Origin of the sequence: Trinickia sp. Y13 (genome assembly GCF_029522115.1) — a bacterium.
Classification (GTDB): domain Bacteria; phylum Pseudomonadota; class Gammaproteobacteria; order Burkholderiales; family Burkholderiaceae; genus Trinickia.
Genome location: NZ_JAKWFK010000003.1, coordinates 508,623 through 531,568 on the forward strand (window position 1 = coordinate 508,623; position 22,946 = coordinate 531,568).

The 22,946-nt window shown below is 63.2% G+C and carries 19 protein-coding genes and 1 pseudogene; 15 read left to right on the plus strand and 5 right to left on the minus strand.

Annotation, left to right across the window (positions count from 1 at the left end):
- Positions 1–15: 15 nt before the first annotated feature.
- From MMB74_RS08500 to MMB74_RS08520, 5 genes are all read left to right on the plus strand, one after another.
- Complete coding sequence (locus tag MMB74_RS08500) at positions 16–807, plus strand: TatD family hydrolase (protein WP_277428155.1); 792 nt, start codon at positions 16–18, stop codon at positions 805–807.
- Positions 808–906: 99 nt separating this feature from the next.
- Positions 907–1,608 (plus strand): ankyrin repeat domain-containing protein, encoded by a 702-nt coding sequence (locus MMB74_RS08505; protein ID WP_277428205.1) that lies wholly within the window; start codon positions 907–909, stop codon positions 1,606–1,608.
- Positions 1,609–1,681: 73 nt separating this feature from the next.
- Positions 1,682–2,068 carry a Rap1a/Tai family immunity protein gene (locus MMB74_RS08510; protein ID WP_277428156.1) on the plus strand — a complete coding sequence of 129 codons (387 nt, stop codon included), beginning with the start codon at positions 1,682–1,684 and terminating at the stop codon, positions 2,066–2,068.
- A 22-nt stretch (positions 2,069–2,090) separates the two neighbouring features.
- Positions 2,091–3,467 (plus strand): alpha,alpha-trehalose-phosphate synthase (UDP-forming), encoded by a 1,377-nt coding sequence (otsA, locus tag MMB74_RS08515; RefSeq protein ID WP_277428157.1) that lies wholly within the window; start codon positions 2,091–2,093, stop codon positions 3,465–3,467.
- A gap of 284 nt (positions 3,468–3,751) precedes the next feature.
- Positions 3,752–4,837 (plus strand): glycosyltransferase family 4 protein, encoded by a 1,086-nt coding sequence (locus MMB74_RS08520; protein WP_277428158.1) that lies wholly within the window; start codon positions 3,752–3,754, stop codon positions 4,835–4,837.
- 112 nt (positions 4,838–4,949) lie between these two features.
- On the opposite strand, the gene MMB74_RS08525 is transcribed toward MMB74_RS08520, so the two are convergent.
- Both MMB74_RS08525 and MMB74_RS08530 read right to left on the minus strand, forming a co-directional pair.
- A complete protein-coding gene (locus MMB74_RS08525) occupies positions 4,950–5,549 on the minus strand; it encodes a YSC84-related protein (RefSeq protein ID WP_277428159.1) in 600 nt (199 codons plus the stop codon).
- A gap of 150 nt (positions 5,550–5,699) precedes the next feature.
- The gene (locus tag MMB74_RS08530) at positions 5,700–6,143 is read right to left on the minus strand and encodes a hypothetical protein (protein WP_277428160.1); all 444 of its coding nucleotides are present in this window, start codon (positions 6,141–6,143) and stop codon (positions 5,700–5,702) included.
- A 408-nt stretch (positions 6,144–6,551) separates the two neighbouring features.
- Between MMB74_RS08530 and MMB74_RS08535 the strand changes: the two genes are divergently transcribed.
- The 10 genes and pseudogenes from MMB74_RS08535 (at position 6,552) to MMB74_RS08580 (ending at position 20,321) form a co-directional block, all read left to right on the plus strand.
- Positions 6,552–6,833, plus strand: coding sequence for a hypothetical protein (locus MMB74_RS08535; protein ID WP_277428161.1), 282 nt, complete (start codon positions 6,552–6,554; stop codon positions 6,831–6,833).
- 295 nt (positions 6,834–7,128) lie between these two features.
- The gene (locus MMB74_RS08540; protein ID WP_277428162.1) at positions 7,129–8,100 is read left to right on the plus strand and encodes a sugar ABC transporter substrate-binding protein; all 972 of its coding nucleotides are present in this window, start codon (positions 7,129–7,131) and stop codon (positions 8,098–8,100) included.
- A 203-nt stretch (positions 8,101–8,303) separates the two neighbouring features.
- Entirely contained in the window at positions 8,304–9,887 is a 1,584-nt protein-coding gene (locus MMB74_RS08545; protein ID WP_277428163.1) for a sugar ABC transporter ATP-binding protein, read from the plus strand.
- Entirely contained in the window at positions 9,884–10,894 is a 1,011-nt protein-coding gene (locus MMB74_RS08550) for an ABC transporter permease (protein WP_277428164.1), read from the plus strand. The genes MMB74_RS08545 and MMB74_RS08550 overlap by 4 nt, the downstream gene beginning before the upstream one ends.
- 132 nt (positions 10,895–11,026) lie before the next feature.
- Positions 11,027–12,055 (plus strand): LacI family DNA-binding transcriptional regulator, encoded by a 1,029-nt coding sequence (locus MMB74_RS08555; protein WP_277428165.1) that lies wholly within the window; start codon positions 11,027–11,029, stop codon positions 12,053–12,055.
- Between the two features lie 56 nt (positions 12,056–12,111).
- Positions 12,112–12,210: pseudogene (locus MMB74_RS08560) on the plus strand (ribokinase); the annotation flags it as partial.
- A gap of 177 nt (positions 12,211–12,387) precedes the next feature.
- Complete coding sequence (locus MMB74_RS08565) at positions 12,388–14,316, plus strand: methyl-accepting chemotaxis protein (RefSeq protein ID WP_277428166.1); 1,929 nt, start codon at positions 12,388–12,390, stop codon at positions 14,314–14,316.
- A 930-nt stretch (positions 14,317–15,246) separates the two neighbouring features.
- On the plus strand, positions 15,247–17,169 hold the full coding sequence (locus MMB74_RS08570) for a PrkA family serine protein kinase (protein ID WP_277428167.1): 1,923 nt from the start codon (positions 15,247–15,249) through the stop codon (positions 17,167–17,169).
- A 186-nt stretch (positions 17,170–17,355) separates the two neighbouring features.
- Positions 17,356–18,624, plus strand: a complete 1,269-nt coding sequence (locus tag MMB74_RS08575; RefSeq protein ID WP_277428168.1) for a YeaH/YhbH family protein — start codon at positions 17,356–17,358, stop codon at positions 18,622–18,624.
- Entirely contained in the window at positions 18,621–20,321 is a 1,701-nt protein-coding gene (locus MMB74_RS08580) for a SpoVR family protein (RefSeq protein WP_277428169.1), read from the plus strand. Before MMB74_RS08575 ends, MMB74_RS08580 begins: the two co-directional genes overlap by 4 nt.
- A gap of 109 nt (positions 20,322–20,430) precedes the next feature.
- Here the strand turns inward: MMB74_RS08580 and MMB74_RS08585 are convergent, their stop codons facing one another.
- The 3 genes from MMB74_RS08585 to MMB74_RS08595 all read right to left on the minus strand — a co-directional run.
- Positions 20,431–21,093 (minus strand): phosphoribosyltransferase, encoded by a 663-nt coding sequence (locus tag MMB74_RS08585; RefSeq protein WP_277428170.1) that lies wholly within the window; start codon positions 21,091–21,093, stop codon positions 20,431–20,433.
- Positions 21,094–21,228: 135 nt separating this feature from the next.
- Positions 21,229–21,927, minus strand: coding sequence for a 2OG-Fe(II) oxygenase (locus tag MMB74_RS08590; RefSeq protein ID WP_277428206.1), 699 nt, complete (start codon positions 21,925–21,927; stop codon positions 21,229–21,231).
- Positions 21,928–22,164: 237 nt separating this feature from the next.
- Positions 22,165–22,946: acetyl-CoA C-acyltransferase (locus MMB74_RS08595; protein ID WP_277428171.1), on the minus strand; the 782-nt coding region annotated here is incomplete at its 5' end.

Below are 22,946 nucleotides of genomic sequence, written 5' to 3' on the forward strand. Positions count from 1 at the left end.
TAGATAGGATTCCCGATGTTCGTCGATTCGCATTGCCACATCAATTTCGAAGGGCTAGTCGAGCGCCTGCCGCAGGTGCTCGAAAACATGCGCACCCATGACGTGACGCACGCGCTATGCGTCAGCGTCGACTTCGAAACGCTGCCGAGCGTGTTGGAGGTGGCTCAGGCGTATGAAAACGTGTATGCATCCGTGGGCGTGCATCCCGACCACGAGGACGCGCGTGAGCCGACGCTTGCGGAACTGATCGAGCTCGCGGCTCATCCGAAGGTGGTCGCCATCGGCGAGACCGGCTTGGACTATTACCGCCTAGAGGGAAGATCGATCGCTGATCTCGAATGGCAGCGCGAGCGGTTTCGCACGCATATCCGCGCGGCGAAGACGACGATGAAGCCGCTTATCGTCCATACGCGCGCATCGGCGGACGACACGCTGCGCATCATGGCGGAAGAGGAGGCGCACGTGCCCGGCGGCGTCATGCATTGCTTCACGGAGCCGTGGGCGGTTGCAGAACGCGCCTTGGCTCAGAATTTTTACATTTCGCTTTCGGGAATCGTTACCTTCAAGAGCGCGACCGACGTGCAGGACGTTGCGCGCCGGGTGCCGCTCGAACGGCTTTTGATCGAAACGGATTCCCCTTATTTGGCACCCGTCCCATATCGCGGCAAGCCCAATGAACCTGCGTACGTTAGTTATGTCGGACGTTACATCGCGCAGGCGCGCGGCATGCTCGACACGGAACTTGGCGCCGCGACGACGCAAAACTTCTTTCGCTTGTTCCGCATTCCGGCGCCGCATGGCGTTTGAGCGGGATCGAAGCGAAACCGAACCCCGATACGACAAAACAAAGGTAAACAAAACTTGATTATGTTCACGCACTCGTCGCTGCCGCTCGTCTTCCGCCGCATGCTGCATCGCTCGGCAAAGCTCGCCTGTGCGGGCGCGCTCGCTTCGCTCGCCGTCGCGGCGCACGCAACGGACGTCGATTCGCTCGTCAAAGCCGTCAAATTCGACGACGTGAGTGCGGTGCAAAAGGCGCTCGCGCATGGCGCCGATCCGAATGCGACCGACAAGCAGGGCATGCCGCTCATCGTGCTGGCCGCGCGCGAGAAATCGGATAAAGTCGCCAAGGCGCTCATGGCCGATTCGAAGACCGATATCGAGAAACTCGACGCCGCGGGCGAGAACGCGATGATGCTCGCGGCGCTCAACGGCGATGCCGATCTGGTGAAGGCGCTGATCGACAAGGGGGCGGAGGTGAACAAGAAGGGCTGGGCGCCGCTGCATTACGCGGCCGCGAACGGTCATGACGACGTCGTGCAACTGCTGCTCGAGAACTCGGCGTATATCGACGCCGGCTCGCCGAACGGCACGACACCCTTGATGATGGCCGCGCGCGGCAATCATCTTTCGACGGTCAAAGTGCTGCTCGATGCGGGCGCCGATTCGCGCGTGAAGAATCAACTCGGCTTGACGGCGCTCGATTTTGCCACGCGCTACCACGCCAAGGACGTGGCCGACGGGCTGCGGGACATGTACGCGCGCGAGGCGGCCGCCGCTTCGGCTGCATCTGGAGCATCTATTCCGGCTCAAAACGGTGCAAAATAAATACTTTTCGCTTCGGTGCGCTTTGCCGGGGCAATTCGCAGTACCCGTTCACCGCTCGGAGAAAAGGAAGATTATGTTGCGGGCTTTGATATGCGTGGGCACGTTGGCGCTGCCGCTTGCCGCGATGGCGGCGCCGACGACGGCCACGCTCGGGGGGGGAAAGTTCACGGCAGGCGATTTGCATAAGCTGTGCAGCCAAACCGACGCGATCTCGCGGGCGGCTTGCGTGTCCTATATCAAGGGGGCTGCCGACGGCGTGTTCAATACGATCGATGCCATCGGCGGCACGACCGGCCCCCGCGTGGGTCAGTATTTCTGCCTGCCGGATCGGATCGAGCCGCAACGGCTGGTGGACGCGGTTCGCCGGTACGTCGCCGACAACCCCGATGCCGCCGGCTATAACGCAAGCACGGCCGTCTCGCTCGGGCTCGAGAAAAGCTTCCCGTGCAAGGGCGACTAGGCGAGGGCGCAGCCAACGAACCATGGGCCGACTGATCGCCGTATCGAACCGCGTGGCAACGCCCACCGAGACCAAGGGCTCGGCCGGCGGGCTCGCCGTCGGCATCTTCAGCGCGCTCAAGGACATGGGCGGCGTATGGTTCGGCTGGAGTGGCGACGTGGTCAGCGAAGCCGTCGCCAACGCGGGCCCCACGCTCAAGGACGAAGGCCACGTGACGTTCGCCACCGTCGGGCTGACGCGGCGCGATTACGATCAGTATTACCGCGGCTTTTCGAACGCGACGCTGTGGCCCGTGTTCCACTATCGCAACGACCTGGCCGCTTATGAACGCGAGGAATACGCGGGCTACCGGCGCGTCAACGCCTGGCTGGCGCACAAGCTCGCCAAGCTGGTCGGGCCAGACGATATCGTCTGGGTCCACGACTACCACTTGATCCCGTTTGCCGAAGCGTTGCGGCGCGAAGGCCTGCGCAACCGTATCGGCTTTTTCCTGCATACGCCGTTTCCGTCTCCCCAGATCCTGCTGAACGTGCCGCCCCATCAGGACCTCGTCAAGTCGCTCTGCTGTTACGACTTGGTGGGCTTTCAAACGGACACCGATCGGGTGGCGTTTCATGACTACATCGTCCGTTATGCGGGCGGCACGGTCGACGAAAATGGCGTAGTAGAGGCCTACGGGCGCCGTCTGCGCAGCGGCGTGTATCGGATCGGCGTGTTTCCGGACGAGATTCAGCAGGAAGCGGCTCGCAACGAGAGCCGTCAGCAAGTGCTCGAGCTGAAGCACAGCCTCGAAGGCCGAAAGCTCGTGATGAGCGTCGATCGCCTCGATTATTCGAAGGGATTGATCGAACGATTCCGCGCCTTCGAGCAACTGCTCGAGCGCGCGCCGCAGTGGCGCGAGAACGTCACCTTCGTTCAAGTGGCCCCGCCCACGCGGGCAGACGTGGAAAGCTATCAGCGCATCCGTCACAACCTCGAATACGAGGCCGGGCGCATCAATGGCCGCTACTCCGGGTTAAACTACACGCCGATCCGCTATCTGAACCAGCGCTTCGCGCGCTCGCATTTGATGTCGATGTGCCGCGAATCGCAGGTCGGGCTCGTCACGCCGCTTCGCGACGGGATGAATCTGGTCGCAAAAGAGTACATCGCCGCGCAGAACCCCGACGACCCCGGTGTGCTGGTGTTGTCCGAGTTTGCGGGCGCCGCCGCCGAGCTCTGCGCGGCGCTCATCGTCAATCCGCACGATATCGCCGGCATGTCCGAGGCACTCGAGCGCGCGCTCTCGATGCCCCTCGCGGAACGTAAGCATCGCCACGAAGTCAATATGGCCGTGCTGCGACGAAACGATCTCGGCGTTTGGCGCGACACGTTCCTGGCCGATTTGCGGGCACCCTGAGCCGGCACGGGGGCATGACGCGCGGGGGCCGTACCGGTTCGCCCGGGGCAGCGCGGCGGCTCAGCGCTCGTTCGAGGCATGCCCGGCGCCTGTTTCGCGACTGTAACAGCTCGCAGTAAATGAAAAAGACGCGGGACGATGGCCGCGTCATACCAAATAATTGAAACCAAGGATGCCGCGCCGGGTGGGTTCCGCATGGAACGACGACCTAGCGCGGCCGAGCAACCGGCCGGAACCGCTCGCGCTGAGAGCGAGCCCAGGCCCTTCTGCAGGGAGTCGATCGAATGAGAATTGCCCAAATCGCGCCGCTGACCGAATCGGTGCCGCCCAAGCTGTACGGCGGCACGGAGCGCGTCGTCTCGTACATCACCGAAGCGCTGGTCGATCTGGGCCACGACGTGACGCTGTTCGCGAGCGGCGACTCGAAAACGAGTGCAAAGCTCGAGGCGGTTTGGCCCCGCGCGCTACGGCTCGACCCGGCCATTCGCGATCGCATCGCGCCGCATATGTTGCTCATGGAACTCGTGCGCCGGCGCGCCGAAGAGTTCGACGTCCTGCATTTTCATATGGACTATTACTCGTTCTCGCTGTTCAAGCGCCAAGAGACGCCGTTCGTCACGACGCTCCACGGCCGGTTGGATTTGCCCGAGCAACAGCCGGTATTCGACACGTTCAATACGGCGCCCGTCATTTCCATATCGAACGCGCAGCGCCACCCGATGCCGCAGGCTAAATGGCTTTCCACGGTCTATCACGGGCTGCCGGAGGCGCTTTATACACCCCAGCCGGTGGAGCAGAAGTATCTGGCTTTCCTCGGTCGTATCTCGCCGGAGAAGCGCGTCGACACGGCGATTCGCATCGCCGCGCATTGCGGACTGCCGATTCGCGTCGCCGCCAAGATCGATGCCGCCGACCGCGAGTATTTCGAGCGCGAGATCAAACCGCTCTTCGATCTGCCGCATGTCGAATTTATCGGAGAGATTGCCGACGACCAAAAGGCCGAGTTCTTGTCGGGCGCGCATGCGCTGCTGTTCCCCGTCGACTGGCCGGAGCCGTTCGGGCTCGTCATGATCGAAGCGATGGCGTGCGGCACGCCCGTCATCGCCTTCAACCGCGGCTCCGTGCCGGAAGTGATCGACGAAGGGTTCTCCGGTTTCATCGTGGAAGACGAAATCAGTGCGGTCGCGGCCGTCAACCGGCTGCACACGCTGCCGCGCGCGCGCGTGCGGCAGCGTTTCGAGGAACGGTTTACGTCTCACCACATGGCGCGGCAATACGTCGAGGCCTATCAAGCCGTGATTCGTGCGCAAAAGCGCGCGCGCTTCAAGGTGATCGATTCGATTTCGGGGGAAGGCGCCTCGCACGCCTGAACGGCACTGCACATCTCTCGCCGTGAGAGAGGGGTATGCCCAAGAGATGCGCAAAACGCCGGGCAATGCAAAACCGGCCCGCAGGCCGGTTTTGCAGGGGGATTGCTGCCGGCTAGATCTTGAGCCGGGTGATCTTCGTGCCCTCGAGCGAGAGGTCGCCCATGAGGCCCGCGTTCGTCATGACGATCACTTCGACCGGCTTGGTCGCTGTCGTCGTATCGATGGCGCCGTTCGCGCCCATCTTCAGCACGGCCACCGATGCATCGCCGCCGACCGACCAACCGTCGCGCGAGCGGAAGGAATTGAGCGCGTCGTCCGTCATGAATAGAAAGACCACGGCCTTCGATTGCGCGCCTGCTTGCAGACCAAACGAGCCCGACACGGTGTTGTAGTACCCGACCGTCTGGCCGCCTACGCGCAAGGCGCCTTCGCCGTATTGGCCGCCCACGACGAAGCCTGCTTGCAGAACCTTCGGGAACACCAGCACGCCATGAGCCTTCTGCACCAGTTCGCGCGAGCCGGGGACCTGCGCATAGAGGCGCGAGAGCGTTGCATCGACGCTCGAGTTGATTTCCTGACGCTTGGACACGTTGCTGCCCGGCGTCGAGCCGACGGGGTTGCCATTGTTGGTTGTCGTGGTGCAGCCGGCCAGCGCGACCGCTCCGACTACCACGGCGGCTGCGGCTTTGAGCATCAAGGTCTGTTTTTGCATGGACTTTCTCCGTTATGTTTCCGTCGGTCAAACCGCTCGACGGCAGGTTCGGACGAAGCGTGATCTCACACAACGCAAGAGAAAGTGAGCACGACCCATGCCAGGACCCGGCCCGAATTTGCCGGGCCGGCGCGCCGCAGAATGGCGCTTTCAGTGCTGGACGGTGCGCTTGACGACGGGTGGACGCCGCAGCGCCCGCCGGATGCCGGCGACGACGAGCCCAATCGCGAAGACGAAAGCGGCCGGCACGATCCAATAGCCGACGAATGCATGCCAGAGATACAGAAAGAGCGTGCGACGCCGCAATGCATATTCGGCGATCGCCTCCTGCTGGCGCGGCGCATTGGCGGCGAGCACATCGGCCGGGCAACCCAGCGCGCGGGCCTCGTCGGGCTTGCCGCGACAGCGCGCGACATCGCCCCCGGCGCGTTCAGCGTCGGTGAACTGCCATGTCGTGAGCGCTCGATCGAGGTCGACGATGTTGTAGGACATCTCTTCCTGGATCTCGCGCACAGCGACGATCGCCACGGGAACCGCCCAGAAGACGACGAGGACGAGCCAGCGTCTTACCCAGCGGTTGTGTCTCCATGCCATTGAATGCCTCCGCAATGCATTGCGCATCTACGATGAGACGGCGGCCCGATGGCTTGATGTCTTATGTCTGCGGGCCGTCCTGGCCCTCATCATAGAAGAAATGCGACGAATCGTCGCGCCCCGAACACGTCGCCGAGCGTTCGGTGTTTCCGACTCGGCAGGGCAGACCGGTAATTTCTTCAATCTTCCCGGCATTTCAGCTCCTTGGTTGCGCAACGAGCCAGTCGCGGCGGGTTCCGCCTCTCGACGCGATGTCGGAACGGCTCTTGCATGTCATCGCATGCAAGGTGTCGCTAGAACGCTTTCGCGTGCGGACGGCTTGTTCGCGCAGCAAGCCGGTCGCGAGCGAGCGCGCCGCATCTGACGCCGCACTTCGCGTGCGGCTTTCATTCCGACGGAGCGTGAGTCATGTCCGTACCGTTTTCCGAGCAGTACAAAGGGTTTGCGATCGGTGTGCAGGCATTGCGGCGGGCAAAGGAACCTCACCAGGGCGACGATGCGCCTCGCCACTTCGATATTGTCGTGACGATCTCTCGCAAGGCGAGCGGGGAACGCGGCAAAGCGGAGATGTTCGGCGTGCCGGAGCAGGCGCCGCTAGGAGATCAGATCGAGGCGCACAAGATCGGGGTTCAATTCGCGCGCGACATCATCGACGGCAAGATCGACGGTTCTTCCGTCGCGCATCTGTAGCAGCGCGAGCGCGAACGCCCGGCTGCTGCGTCGCTGCGAGCGCCCCCGAAGTCGCCGCAAAGGCACGCGGCGCGCGGCTGTGCGCGCTTTTTCCTCGTTTCGTATCAGCACAAACCCGAAGTTCGCGCGCACCATCCTTGCGCGCTCCCGCAGAAGGGTCCAGCATAGGCGCTCCCGGCGTGTGCCGGGAGGCGCTTCGCGTCGGCGTGCCAAGCGATGATGCGATGCGGCAATTCTTAGCGTTCCAATCGAAAAATCAATGCTCGCTGCGAGCCGAATAAGAAAGGAGAACCCTATGCTTCACCGCACCCGCCGCCGTTTGCTCGTTGCCGTCGCCGCGCTTGCTTGCGGCGCGCTTGCGCCGCTCGGCGCAACCGATGCGCTCGCGCAGACCGCCAAGAAGCCCAAAGTCGCCCTAGTCATGAAGTCGCTCGCGAACGAGTTCTTCCTGACGATGGAAAACGGTGCGAAGGATTATCAGAAACACAACGCCGGCAAGTTCGACCTCATCACCAACGGGATCAAGAACGAAACCGACACGGCGGCGCAGATCAACATCGTCGAGCAGATGATCAACAGCCACGTCGATGCCATCGTGCTCGCACCGGCCGATTCGAAGGCGCTCGTTCCCGTCGTGAAGAAGGCCGTCGACGCGGGCATCATCGTCGTCAACATCGACAACCGGCTGGATCCGGACGTGCTCAAGTCGAAAGATTTGAACGTGCCGTTCGTCGGCCCCGATAACCGTAAGGGCGCGGAGAAGGTTGGCGCTTATCTGGCCAAGAAACTGAAGGCCGGCGACGAAGTGGGCATCGTCGAGGGCGTCTCGACGACGACCAATGCGCAGCAGCGCACGGCAGGATTCAAGGACGCGATGCAAAAGGTCGGCGCGAAGATCGATTCGGTCCAGTCGGGCGAATGGGAAATCGACAAGGGCAATGCCATTGCTTCGGCCATGCTGAACCAGTACCCGAACCTGAAGGCGCTGCTGTGCGGCAACGACAACATGGCCATCGGCGCCGTGTCGGCGGTGCGCGCCGCCGGCAAGCAAGGCAAGGTCTATGTCGTGGGTTACGACAACATCGGCGCGATCAAGCCGATGCTCAAGGATGGCCGCGTGCTCGCCACAGCCGACCAATACGCCGCAAAGCAAGCGGTGTTCGGGATCGATACGGCGCTCAAAGCCATCACCGAGCACAAAAAGCAATCGGAGTTGTCTGGCGTGGTCGAGACGCCCGTCGACCTGGTCACCAAGGCTGGGAAGTAACGCTCGCGTAACGGTAAGTAACGGTCGAGTCCGATGCGGCGTGCGGCGCCCCCGGCGCGGGGCCGCACGCATGGCCGTGCGCGGGCGGTTGCGGTTCGCTCAAGAAAGGGCGGGAATCTGCCGTTATCCTCCGACATAAGCGTCATGGCGGCTGGCTGGCGCGAGAGGGCCGACGCAGCGGCCAGCCCGAGAACGGAAACCCGATGGATTTGACCGACCACGACGAATCGAACGCAGTGCTCAGCGTGACCGGCATCGGCAAGGTCTATAGCGAACCTGTGCTCGCCGACGTCACGCTCTCGCTCTATCCGGGCGAGGCGCTCGCGTTGACCGGCGAAAACGGCGCCGGCAAAAGCACGCTGTCCAAGATCGTCGGCGGGCTCGTCGCGCCGAGCGGCGGCACGATGCGGCTCATGGGCGCGGACTACTCGCCCAAGAGCCGGCACGAGGCCGAAGCGCTCGGCGTGCGCATGGTCATGCAGGAGTTGAACCTGCTGCCGACGCTGACCGTCGCCGAAAATCTCTTCTTCGAGCGGTTGCCGCGGCGCGGCCCGCGCGGGCTCGGTTGGATCGACCGCGCCCGCTTGCGCGAGGATGCGCGCGCGGCCATGGCGCGCGTCGGCCTCGATGCGATCGACCCCGATACGCCCGTCGGCGCGCTCGGCATCGGCCATCAGCAGATGGTCGAAATCGCGCGCAATCTGATCGACGACACGCGCGTGCTGATCTTCGACGAGCCGACGGCGATGCTCACGGCGCGCGAAGTGGATTTGCTGTTCGCGCAAATCGATCGCCTCAAAGCGAGCGGCGTCGCAATCGTCTACATCTCGCATCGGCTCGAGGAACTCGCGCGCGTCGCCGAGCGAGTCGCCGTGTTGCGCGATGGACGCCTCGTGGCCGTCGATAGCATGACGAACGTGACGAGCGAGCGCCTCGTCGCCCTGATGGTGGGGCGCGAGCTCGGCGAGCGCATCGACCTCGGCGAGCGCCGCATCGGCGCGCCGTTGCTCAAAGTCGAAGGGCTCACGCGCGGCACGGCGGTGCGCGACATATCGTTCGAGGTGCGCGAAGGCGAAATCTTCGGTGTGAGCGGCTTGATCGGCGCAGGGCGTACCGAGCTGATGCGGCTCATCTACGGGGCGGACAAGGCCGAGCATGGCGTCGTCTCGATCGGGCGGCCGCCGGCGCCCGTGAGAATCGGTTCGCCTGCCGACGCGGTGCGCCACGGCATCGCATTGATCACCGAAGATCGCAAAGGCGAGGGGCTCTTGCTGCCGCACTCGATCGCCGCCAATGTCTCGCTCGGCAATATGGACAGCGTTTCCCGCTGGGGGCTGGTGCAGGGCCAGCGCGAGCAAGCTTTGGCGCACAAGCAAATGCAAGCGCTACGCGTGCGGGCGCACAGCAGCGCCCAGAGCGTGGGCGAGCTCTCGGGCGGCAATCAGCAGAAGGTCGTCATCGGCCGGTGGTTGGCGCGCGATGCGGACGTGCTGCTCTTTGACGAACCGACGCGCGGGATCGACGTCGGCGCCAAATTCGACATCTACATGTTGCTGGGCGCGCTGGCCAGGGAAGGTCGCGCGCTCGTCGTCGTATCGAGCGACCTGCGCGAGCTGATGCTCATTTGCGACCGCATCGGCGTCATGTCGGCCGGTCGGATGACGGGCATTTTCAATCGGGACGAGTGGACGCAAGACGCGCTGCTCGCCGCGGCGTTCGCGGGTCACATGAACGGTTCGCGCTCGGCCGCGCTCTCTCACTCTCAAGACGCACGGAGCCTGTCATGACCGATCCGACCGCGCGCCCCGATGGCGGGCCCGCCATCATCGGCGATGCGCCGAGCGCTCGAGCAGCCGGGACCCGGCTCGGTTTTTCGAATTATCTCGGCCTGGCCGGGGCGCTGGCTGCGATGGTGGGCCTGTTTTCGCTGCTCAGTTCGCATTTTCTGACGTACGAAACGTTCAGCACGATCGCCAATCAGATCCCCGACCTCGTCGTGATGTCGGTCGGCATGACCTTCGTGCTGATCATCGCGGGCATCGACCTGTCGGTGGGCTCCGTGCTCGCGCTGGCGGCGTCCGTCGTCAGCGTGGCGGCGCTCAAATGGGGCTGGGGCCCGGTGCCGGCCGCGCTCGTCGGCATGGCCGCCGCCGCCGTCACAGGCACCGTCACGGGCGCCGTCACCGTGGGCTGGCGCATTCCCTCGTTCATCGTCTCGCTCGGGGTGCTTGAAGCGGCACGGGGCGTGGCCTACCAATTGACGAACTCGCGCACGTCGTACATCGGCGACGCGTTCGATTTTCTGTCGAATCCGATTGCGGTCGGCATCTCGCCGTCGTTCGTGATTGCCGTCGTGGTGATGATCGCCGCGCAACTCGTGCTTCAGCGCACCGTGTTCGGGCGGCATCTGGTCGGAATCGGGACGAACGAGGAAGCCGTGCGGCTGGCGGGCGTCGACCCGCGGCCCTACAAGGTGGCCGTGTTCGCGCTGATGGGCGCGCTCTCGGGCCTTGCCGCGCTCTTTCAGATCTCGCGTCTCGAAGCCGCGGATCCGAATGCGGGCGTCGGCCTGGAGCTGCAAGTCATCGCGGCCGTCGTCATCGGCGGCACGAGCCTCATGGGCGGGCGCGGCTCGGTCATCAGCACGTTCTTCGGCGTCTTGATCATTTCGGTGTTGGCGGCGGGCCTTGCGCAAATCGGCGCGAACGAGCCGACCAAGCGAATCATCACGGGCGCGGTCATCGTCGTGGCCGTAGTGTTGGACACCTATCGGAGCCGGCGCAGACGAAGTTGAGCGTCCGGTTCGCGGACTGGGCCGTCTCGTCGCGCGGGGAAACGCGGCAAAACGGCATCGGAGTAGCATTGACGAAGCAAGTGCCCGGCTCGGCGAGCCGGCAAGAAAAAAACAAGCGAGAGAGTATCGGTAATGGCGACGATCAAGGATGTGGCGGCCATGGCCGGCGTGTCGTTCACCACCGTGTCGCACGTGGTCAACAACACTCGGCCGGTGTCGGCCGACGTGCGCGCGAAGGTCGAGCGCGCGATAAATCAGCTCAACTATGTACCTTCGGCGGTCGCCCGATCGCTCAAGGCACGCTCGACGGCGACGATCGGGCTCGTCGTGCCCAACAGCACGAACCCGTATTTCGCCGAACTCGCGCGCGGCGTCGAGGACGGCTGCGCGCGGGAAGGCTATTGCATGTTCTTTTGCAACTCCGACGACGACCCCGCCAAGCAACGAAACTATCTGCGCACCTTGCAAGAAAAGCGCACCGACGGGCTCATCGTGGCGTCCGCCGGCGAGGATGCGGTGCTGGCCGCGAGCTTGGCCGATAGGCGCGAGCCGCTCGTCATCGTCGATCGCAACATCGAGGGGCTGTCGGCCGATCTGGTTCAGATCGACCATGAGCGCGGGGCGTATCTGGCCACGAAGCATTTGCTCGAGCTCGGGCACGTGCGTATCGGATGCATCGCGGGCTCGGTGACGACGGCCGTGAGCGCCATGCGCGTGCATGGCTTTATTCGCGCGATGGCCGAACGCGGCATCGAAATCGAGCCGAGCGCCATAGCGGAAGGCGATTTCACGGGCGCGGGGGGGCAGGAAGCGGCCGGGCGGTTGTTCGACACCGTGCGGCCCACGGCGATCTTCGCCTGCAACGACATGATGGGCATTGGCGCGTTGCGCGTGGCTGCCGAACGCGGCATCCGCGTCCCACAGCACTGCTCGATCATCGGATTCGACGACATCGAGCTCGGCAGTTATACCTACCCGGCGCTGTCCACCGTCGGCCAATCGGTGCGCGCGCTCGGCGAAGCGGCCGCCCATATGCTGATCGAGCGGATCGGCGGCGCCGTGAGCGGCCCGCCGCGGCGCCGTGTGATCACGCCGCGCCTGATCTTGCGCGAGTCGACAGCCGTATTCGCCGGCCCTATGGATGCCGCCTTGTGCGCGTAAGTGCACGGGTGTGCTCGAATCGACGCAAGCTCGCGCGCGCCACCCCCGTGGCGGCGGCCGTGCGCTTCGCTCAGCGTGCGGCTGCGCTCTCGGGGACGCGCGCGAGCGCGCAGCCCTTCATCCCCACGCTGGCCGAGCTCGACGCGATGCGGTGAAGGAGGGGCGCGCCGCCACTCGCCGTCTTCGTCTCGGCGCGCCCCATTTATCGTATCTATCGCCTTTCTCAAGTCCTCCTATCGCCGCGCCGTAAACAACGTTCAGAGCAAACGTTTGTATCCGGGCGAGCGCAAGCAAGCGCGTGCCCATTTCGGTTCGGAAGCGAGGGACTTTGCATGTTGACGAAAGGTCTGACGATCAAAACGCGGCTTGGCTTGACGATGGCCTTCCTGTCCGCGCTAGTGCTGGCCCTAGGGGTGTTGGGCTTATCGGCCATGGGCCGCGCGAACCATGCCACACGCGACATTTACGAGAACCAGATGCCGAGCGCTGTCGCGATCGGTATGGCGGAGAGCTACGCGGCGCGGGAACGCCTCGCGCTGGATCGGGCGGCAATGCATGCGGCCGAAGCGGAAAGCGCCCAAAAGAACTTCGACCGCGCTGCCGTGCTGCACGGCGTGTCGGAAGATTGGTGGAAAAAATACCTCGCGATGCCGCACGATGCCTCGGAGGACGCGCTCGTCCGAGAGGCAACGGCCAAGCGCGAGGCGCTGCAAGGCGTGATCTCCGCCTACAAGGATGCGATCAAAGCGAACGACCACGACAAGATCCTCAGCAGCGCCGACGATCTGCAAGGCGCGTTCGTCGCGCTGTCCAAAAGCGACGACGCGCTGAGCAAACACCAGTTTTCGCAGTCGAAGGCCGAGTTCGACGCCGCGCAGTCGAGCAACGATACATTGCGAACCGTAACGATCTCGCTGCTCGTGGCGGCGCTCGCGGCAGCGCTCGTGGCGTATTTGAACCTGCGGCGGGCGATTGCACGCCCGCTCGCCGATGCGCTGTCCAATTTCGACGCGATCGCCGCCGGCGATCTGCGCACGCCCATCGTCGTGCGTACGCACGACGAGATGGGTCTCATGCTCGAGGGCCTCGCCAAAATGCAGCGCAGCCTGACCGAGACGGTGCGCACGGTCCGTAGCGGCAGCGAATCGATTGCCTCTGCCACCAAGGAAATCGCCGCTGGCAACCTGGATCTGTCGGCGCGCACCGAGCAGCAAGCGGCGTCGCTGCAAGAGACCACGTCGAGCATGGATCAACTGACGGGCACGGTGCGGCAGAACGCCGACAATGCCCGGCAGGCGAGCGCGCTCGCCGCCAATGCCTCCGAGATCGCCAACAAGGGGAGCGAGGTGGTCGGCCAAGTCGTCGGAACGATGGGCGAAATCAACGAGAGTTCGGCCAAGATCGCCGACATCATCACGATCATCGAAGGCATCGCGTTCCAGACGAACATCCTCGCGCTCAATGCGGCCGTGGAAGCGGCGCGCGCGGGCGAGCAGGGGCGCGGGTTCGCGGTCGTGGCGGGCGAAGTGCGAGCGCTGGCGCAGCGCTCGTCGGGTGCGGCCAAGGAAATCAAGACCCTCATCGACACCTCGGTAGAACGGGTGCGCTCGGGGTCGGCGCTCGTGGGCGAGGCCGGCCGCACGATGGAAGAGATCATTGCAGCGGTGCAGCGCGTGACGGACATCATGGGCGAAATTGCCGCGGCCTCGGAAGAGCAGAGCGGCGGCATCGGCGAGGTGGCGCGAGCCGTTTCTCAGATGGACGAGGTCACGCAGCAAAACGCCGCGCTGGTCGAGCAGGCATCGGCCGCAGCGCAATCGTTGCAAGAGCAAGCCGACCGCTTGCGCACGGCGGTCAGCGTTTTCCAGCTCGCCGACGACAGCAGCGGTTGGCGCGCGCCCCCAGCGGATCGCGCACCGTCCCCCGCTGCAGGCCAAGCCGCGCGCAAACCGATGGCAAAGCCGGCATCGAGCGCGGGCGGTCGCAACGGCTCGGCGGCTCAAACGTCTTCGCGGCCGCACGTTCCCACGCGCGCCGTCGCCTCGCTCGCTGCGCCGCAGCCCAAGCCCGCCGCGACCGCACGAGATCTGGCGGTCGCGCCTTCCACGTCTACGCCTTCCACGCCGTCTATCCAAGCATCGGCGCCCGCGCCGGCGAGCGGCTCCAAGCGCGCGGCGGCAGCAGCCCCCGCGCCCAAGGTTCTCGCTTCGACGGCCGTGCCGAAGTCGGCCTCGTCCGACGACGATTGGGAAACCTTCTGACCGCACAGGGCAGCCGGGGCGGCGATGTCGGCGCGAACCCGCTCGCGCCGCACGACCGCCTGTCCATGCCTGCCTGGCTTCGACACGGCGCGTTGCCGTTACGGTTGCTTTGCTGAGGCGCGACTGTCCGCTTCATCTGCCCCCCAAAAACACTCACGCGCGCCCAGCGCTGCGGCGGCGCTTCTGGCGTAGCGGCACACACCTTCACGCGTCGCCGTGCGGTCCACGCGCCTGTGCACAACCGGGCGCGCGTGCCGATGCATGTTACGAGCGCCTCCCTCTCTTTACGATCCGAACTTCGCGAAAGTTGTAACGGATGCGTACGCGTGTCGTCCGAAATGCTGCCTGGCGCGTATACGGAGAAAGAACGCGGAGAGAGGACGTGGAGAAAGAATGCAAAGCGCTTTCGACGCACGCGGTAAGCCGTTCGAGCGCTTGGTTGCGATGCTTGCGAAGGTCGAACCGCGAGCAGGCATTGCGTGTGCAATGGGGCCATGGGACCGTGCGGCGCAGCGGTGTCGTCATCGCGAAGCGGACGACCAGCAGGCGAGATTTCAGAGTGTCGACGCGAATGCCGTTATGTGAGAAAAGAGACCATAGGTTGCGACGCAAGCCCACATAGCGATGAGCGCGAAACGCGCGTCGTGCGTTCGCTCGATCCAAGTTCGAACGTGACGATCGACGAAGGCGAGTAAGCGGGGCGACGCATGCGAGTACGAGGACGCACGAGCGTGCAGAACATGCGAGAAGCAGGACAAAGATTGTAGGCGACAGTCCGTACATCTCCAAGTTAGGGCACACGTGGATGACCTAGGGCAACGGAGGCAGTGAAAAATAATTTAAAAGGGTTTAGGATGAATTCGAGCGAGGTCGTTTCGGTATTGCCCCCCAGTAGACGACATCGTCCGCAGACTTGGGCGAGGAGGTAGCATGGATATATACAGCAGCTTCGCGGAACGCTTCGAGAAAACCCGGGAGGAGGAATTCTCGCTCGAAGAGTATCTCGCGCTCTGCAAGAACAATCCCGCCGCATACGCGACGGCCGGCGAACGCATGTTGACCGCAATCGGGGAACCAGAGCAAGTCGACACACGCCACGATCCACGGTTGTCGCGGATCTTCGCGAACAAGGTGATCAAGGTGTATCCCGCGTTCCGCGAGTTCTATGGCATGGAGGACGTGATCGAGCAGGTGGTCGCGTATTTCAGGCACGCGGCGCAGGGGCTCGAGGAAAAGAAACAAATCCTTTATCTGCTTGGCCCCGTGGGCGGCGGCAAATCGTCGATAGCGGAACGGCTCAAGCAACTCATGGAGCGTGTGCCGTTTTACGCTATCAAGGGCTCGCCCGTCAACGAATCGCCGCTCGGGCTGTTCGACTACGACGAAGACGGCCCCATTCTCGAGGAGCAATACGGCATCCCTCGCCGCTATCTGAAGAGCATCCTGAGTCCGTGGGCCGTCAAGCGCTTGCACGAGTTCAACGGCGATATCCGCAAGTTCCGCGTGGTGCGGCGCTACCCGTCGATTCTGCGGCAGATCGGCATCGCCAAAACCGAGCCGGGCGACGAGAACAATCAGGACATCTCCTCGCTCGTCGGTAAGGTCGATATCCGCAAGCTCGAGCAGTACGCGCAAGACGATGCCGACGCATACAGCTATTCGGGCGGTCTGTGTCTCGCCAATCAGGGTCTGCTCGAATTCGTCGAAATGTTCAAGGCACCGATCAAGGTGCTGCACCCATTGTTGACCGCCACACAGGAGGGCAACTTCAAGGGTACGGAAGGGTTCGGCGCGATTCCGTTCGAAGGCGTCATCCTCGCGCACTCGAACGAATCGGAATGGAAGGCGTTCCGCAACAACCGCAATAACGAGGCATTGCTCGACCGCATTTTCGTGGTCAAGGTGCCGTATTGCCTGCGGGTGTCGGAAGAGATCCGGATCTACGAGAAACTGATCCGCAACTCCTCGCTCGGCAACGCCGTGTGCGCCCCCGGAACGTTGAAGATGATGGCGCAATTTTCGGTGCTCACGCGCCTGCAAGAGCCTGAGAACTCGAATCTGTTCTCGAAGATGCAGGTGTACGACGGCGAAAATCTGAAGGACACCGATCCGAAAGCTAAGTCGTACCAGGAGTACCGCGATTACGCCGGCGTCGACGAAGGCATGACGGGCGTATCGACGCGATTCGCGTTCAAGATCTTGTCGCGCGTGTTCAACTTCGATACGGCCGAAGTGGCGGCCAACCCCGTGCACTTGATGTACGTGCTCGAGCAGCAAATCGAACGCGAGCAGTTCCCACCGGAAACCGAGCAGAAGTATCTGTCGTTCGTGAAGGATCTGCTCGCCTCGCGGTACGCCGAATTCATCGGCAAGGAGATCCAAACCGCGTACCTCGAATCGTATTCGGAGTACGGCCAGAACATATTCGATCGCTACGTCACGTATGCCGATTTCTGGATCCAAGATCAAGAGTTCCGCGATCACGACACGGGCGAAAGCTTCGACCGTGCGGCGTTGAACGCCGAGCTCGAAAAGATCGAGAAGCCGGCCGGCATCAGCAACCCGAAGGATTTCCGCAACGAAATCGTGAACTTCGTGTTGCGCGCCCGTGCCGCCAACGGCGGCAAGAACCCGGCTTGGATCAGCTACGAGAAGCTGCGGGTCGTGATCGAGAAGAAGATGTTCTCCAACACGGAGGAATTGCTGCCCGTCATTTCGTTCAACGCGAAGGGTTCTGCCGAAGAGCAACGCAAGCACGAAGATTTCGTCAATCGTATGGTCGCCAAGGGCTACACACCGAAACAGGTGCGCCTGCTCTGCGACTGGTATCTGCGCGTGCGCAAGTCGTCGTAACGGTAGCGGCGCTTTAGGCAGCAGAAGTAGCAGTAACGGTAGTAGCGGGCGCGACGCGCTCGCGGGTTCGCCGCCCGCGAGCGCCAACCAAGCGCTTCATGCGCAAGCGGCGCGCGAAGTGCGGGCATATCGCCCGCACCAGGGCTCGTCGTGTCGCTTTCGGCAATTGGAAGCGGGAGACTGGATGTGCTTCATCAAATCATCGACCGCAGGTTGGCAGGTAAGAACAAGAGCATTGCGAATCGCGAGCGCTTTTTGCGCCGCGTAAAGAGCTATATTCGGCGCGCTGTCTCCGAGGCGGTGCGAGATCGCAGCATCAAGGACATTCAAAGCACGCAGAGCATCACCATTCCGCGCAAGGATATCGCCGAGCCCCAGTTTCGTCACGGTCCCGGCGGCAAGCGCGAGATCGTTCACCCCGGCAATTCCGACTACGTGCGCGGCGACAAGATTCCGCGGCCCAACGGCGGAGCCGGCGGCGGCGGCAGTCAAGCGAGCAACGAGGGCGAAGGCGAGGACGATTTCGTCTTCGAATTGAGCCGCGACGAATTCATGCAGTACTTCTTCGACGATCTCGAGCTGCCTCGGCTCGTGAAGACGCATCTGCTCGCCGTGCCCACGTGGAAGAACATTCGCGCGGGCTGGGCGGCGGAAGGCACGCCGAACAACATCGACGTCGTGCGCTCGCTGCGCAGCGCATTGGGCCGGCGCATCGCGCTCGGCGCGCCACTCGTCAATCAATTGCACGAGCTAGAACGTCAATACGAGACGCTCGCGAACGAACCCGGCGATCACGGGGAAGAGCTCAAGCGCTTGGAAGAAGAGCTGCACCATTTGCGCGGGCGCATCTGGCGCATTCCGTTCATCGATCCGTTCGATCTGCGCTACGTCAATCGCGTCAAGCAGCCGCAGCCGTCCAGCCAGGCGGTGATGTTCTGCCTGATGGATGTATCCGGTTCGATGGACGAGCAGCGCAAGGACTTGGCCAAGCGTTTCTTCATTCTGCTGTACCTCTTCCTCAAACGTAACTACGAAAAGATCGAAGTCGTGTTCATCCGCCACCATACGCGGGCTGAGGAAGTGGACGAAGACACGTTCTTTCATTCGACGGAAAGCGGCGGGACGGTCGTATCGAGCGCGCTCGAGCTCATGCGCAAGATTCAGAACGAGCGTTATTCCCCGACTGAATGGAACATTTACGGAGCGCAGGCGTCAGACGGGGACAATTGGACTGACGACTCGCCCAAGTGCCGACGGATCTTGCAGGAGGACATCCTGACGAAAGCCCGGTACTTCGCCTATATTCAAGTCGCGCCCGAAGAGCAAAATCTTTGGCTGGAGTATGCTCAGCTTGCGCTGACGGAACCTCATCTGGCGATGAAGAAGGTCGACGCCGCGGCCGATATCTACCCGGTTTTCCGGGAGCTGTTCGAGAAGCAGGTGGCGGCTTCATGACGACTAAGCATTTACATAACGAATCGCGCGGTTATCAGCCGGAGCGGGGCCGTAAGCGCGCGCAAGAGCGGCAAACACCGGGCGAGCAGCCTGCGCAGCAAGCGTCCGCCGAGAGCGGCGCGCCAGGCTCGACCGAAGCACCTGCACCCGTTGTGGCGCAAAGGGAACCCCGTATGAACGTCGCCGACCGCAGACCATTGCCGTGGCCGTCCGATTGGACCTTCGAGTTGATCGAAGAGTACGACACCCATATCGCGGCAGCCGCCGAGCAATACGAGTTGGACGTCTATCCGATCCAGCTCGAACTCATCAGCGCCGAGCAGATGATGGACGCCTATGCGTCCGTCGGCATGCCGGTCAACTACCGGCATTGGTCGTTCGGCAAGCATTTTCTGGCGACGGAAAAGAGCTACCGGCGCGGCCAGATGGGGCTCGCCTACGAAATCGTCATCAATTCGAACCCCTGCATCGCGTATCTGATGGAAGAGAACACGATGACGATGCAGGCGCTCGTGATCGCGCACGCGGCCTACGGCCATAACTCGTTCTTCAAGGGCAACTACCTGTTCCGCCTTTGGACCGACGCGCACGCGATCATCGACTATCTCGTCTACGGCAAGAACTACATCGCCGAGTGCGAAGAGCGCTACGGCATGGATCGCGTCGAAGAACTGCTCGATTCGTGCCACGCGTTGATGAATTACGGCGTGGATCGTTACAAGCGCCCGCAAAAGCTTTCGCTCGCCAAGGAAGCGGCGCTGCGCCGCGAACGCGAAGCCTATCTGCAATCGCAGGTGAACGAACTATGGCGCACGCTGCCGTCGCACAATGCGCCGCTCGCCGAGGAAGAGGAAGAGCGCTATCCGCCCGAGCCGCAGGAGAACTTGCTTTATTTCGCCGAAAAGAACGCGCCGCTACTCGAGCCGTGGGAGCGCGAGGTCATTCGAATCGTGCGCAAGATCGGGCAGTATTTCTACCCGCAGCGGCAGACGCAGGTCATGAACGAAGGATGGGCTACGTTCTGGCACTACACGCTGCTCAATACGCTCTACAACCAGGGCCTGCTCGAAGACGGCTTCATGATGGAGTTCCTGCACTCGCACAGCAACGTCATCTATCAGCCGCCCGTGACGAAACCGTATTACAACGGCATCAATCCGTACGCGCTCGGTTTTTCGATGATGAGCGACATTCGCCGGATCTGCGAAACGCCCACGGAAGAGGATCGCCGCTGGTTCCCCGACATCGCCGGCACGCCTTGGCTGCAGACGATGCACTACGCAATGCGCAACTTCAAGGACGAGAGCTTCATTGCGCAGTATCTTTCGCCGCAATTGATTCGCGACATGCGCTTGTTTTCGGTGCTGGACGACGATACGCGCGACGCGCTGGAAGTGTCGGCGATCCATGACGACAGCGGTTACCAGCATGTGCGGCAATCGCTGTCGCGCCAGTACGACATGCATCACCGGGAACCGAATATCCAGGTGTGGTCGGTCAATACGCGCGGCGACCGCAGTCTGACGTTGCGGCACTTCATGAGCGACAACCGCCACCTCGCGGGGGATAGCGAAGAAGTGCTCAAGCATATGGCGCGGCTGTGGCAGTTCGACGTGTACCTCGAGAGCGTCGATGAGAACGGCACGGTCAGGAAACGTTACGACTGCCGCTACGTGCCGCCGCCCGTGCGCTTATGAGCCTGGACTAATTGGGGCCAACGGGCCCTAGCGCAGCCTAAGCCGCGGTTTGCGGGCCGGTTCGCACGCCATTTTTGCCGCGTCGTTGCTGCTTTAGCCGCCGGGCCGCTTAGTGCGGCCCGCTTCGATTGCGGTCCCAGCCGCGATGCAGCAAAGCGCGCACGTCGTCGTCGCTCGTTTCTTCGAAATCGGCGTAATGCTGCCCGACGCTGAAGAAGGGAAACGGTTGGGCGATGCAAACGAACGCATCGACGAGGCCGGAGAACTCGTCTTCGACGTGCGGCGGGGCAACGGGCAGGGCGGCGATAAGCCGGGCCGGTTTTCGGCCGCGCAGCGCGAGCACGGCCGCTTTCATCGTGGCCCCCGTGGCAATGCCGTCGTCGACCAGCACGACAGTGCGTCCCTCGATTTGCACGGGAGGGCGATCCCCTCGATATAGCGCTTCACGCCGAGTGAGTTCGACGCGCTCTTGCGCGAGCACGGCGTCGAACTGCGCTTGCGAAACCTGCATGGCATCCATCGTGTCGCGCTCGACATGAAGGGCATTGCCCGATGCAATGGCGCCCATGGCCAATTCCTTATGGCCGGGCACGCCGATTTTTCGCACGGGCAAGACATCGAGTTCGGCCGCAAAGGCCTGGGCAATTTCGAACGCTACCGGGACGCCGCCGCGCGGCAACGCCAGCACGACAGTGCCGGGGCCGATTTGGCCACGCAAGCGCTCGGCCAGCATGCGGCCCGCTTCGGTGCGGTTTTTGAAGATGGCATCCATATGCGCACCTATGAGAAGCGCGCGACGATGCCCCCGCCCGTGGCTGCGGCTCGCTCGTCGGCATGCGTTCCATTGTAGTCACCGTGCGCCCGGCGGTGGCCCGCGCAATGCGGCTCACCTGCCGAGAACCGGAACCTACAGCGCATCGTGGAAAATGATCCCGACCGTATGCCGGCGTCCCGATCGCAACCGGCTTACCCCGTGACGCAGATTGACGCGGTAAGGACCACGCGTGCCCTGCACGGGGCGCTGACTGACGGCGAACACAACGGCGTCGCCCTGCGCGAGCGCAACCACTTCGGCGCGAGACTGCATGCGTGGACGCTGCTCGGTCAGCACGAATTCGCCGCCGGTGAAGTCGCGTCCCGGCTCCGACAGCAAAATGGCCACTTGGATCGGGAAGACATGTTCGCCGTAAAGATCCTGGTGCAGACAGTTGTAGTCGCCCTCATCGTATTGAAGGATGAGCGGCGTCGGACGTTTCTGGCCTGCGGCATGGCAGCGTTCGATGAACGTCGCATGCGTCTTGGGGTAGCAAACGTCGATGCCCATCGCCTCGTTCCAGCGGTTCGCGGTGGGTACGAGATGCGGGTAGATCGTCGTGCGCAGGCGCTCGATCAGCTTCGGCAGCGGGTACGCGAAGTACTTGTATTCGCCCCGGCCGAAACCGTGGCGGCCCATGACGACGCGGCTGCGATAAAGCCGATCGCAATCGTATTGCTGCGCGAGCGCATGGCATGAGCCGGGGGCGAGCAAGGTGGGGATCACCGCGTAGCCGTACGCATCCAGGGATGCTTCGATTGCGGCCCAGTCGAGCGCTTTCACCTTGTCCATCACTTGGGTGGCTGAAGCAAAGGCGGCATCGACCGGGCCATCGTCGATGGCGGTTGCGCGGTGGGATTGGAGGAGGGGGCTCAAGATCGATTGCGCATTCGGTGTGGAGTACGCCGCGTATCTTGCGCCGATCGGGGCATCGTCGCACACCGTGTCTTGCGCTTTCATTCGATCGCGCCACGCCGGCAGAAGCCCGCCCACATCGCTACCTTCGCTCCGTTTCCATTCGCGCGAATCTCACAGAATCTCGAGCGCGAGCGCAATGCCCTGACCGCCACCGATGCAGAGGGTGACGATGCCACGTCGGCCGCCGTTCCGCTGCATCTGGTGCAAAAGACGGGTGATCAAGACAGCGCCGCTTGCGCCAATCGGGTGACCATGAGCAATCGCGCCCCCTTCGGCATTGACGATGTCTTCCGCAAAACCCAATTCGCGCAGACAGGCCAATGCAATTGCGGCAAACGCCTCATTGATTTCCACCCGATCCACATCGGCCACTGACCAGCCGGCGCGACCCATGGCCTGTCGGACGGCGGGAATGGGCCCCAGGCCGAAGAAACCCGGCTCCACGGCCCCTACACCATAGCTGGCGACCCGCGCCACCGGCGTCAGACTATTCCGCTCGGCCCAGTTGCGTTCGGCGACGATCATCGCGGCTGCACCACTGTTCAGCCCGGGGGCATTGCCGGCGGTGATCGTGCCGTCCTTGCGGAAAGCCGGACGCAACTTGGCGAGGGATTCAGCCGTCGTGTCCGGCCGGTTGTGCTCGTCTCTTGAAAAGACGGCCGGTCCCTTGCGGCCGGATACCTCGACTGGCGCAATCTCGGCATCAAACAGGCCCAAGGACTGCGCCTCGGCGAAACGCTGTTGCGAGCGCAGCGCCCAGCGGTCCTGGTCTTCGCGCGAAATGCCGTACTTCGTCACCAGGTCCTCGGTATGCCAGCCAGAATGCTGGCCGCTGAACGCGTCGTTCAGTCCGTCCATCAGCATGCTATCGAACAGGGTGACGTCGCCCATCC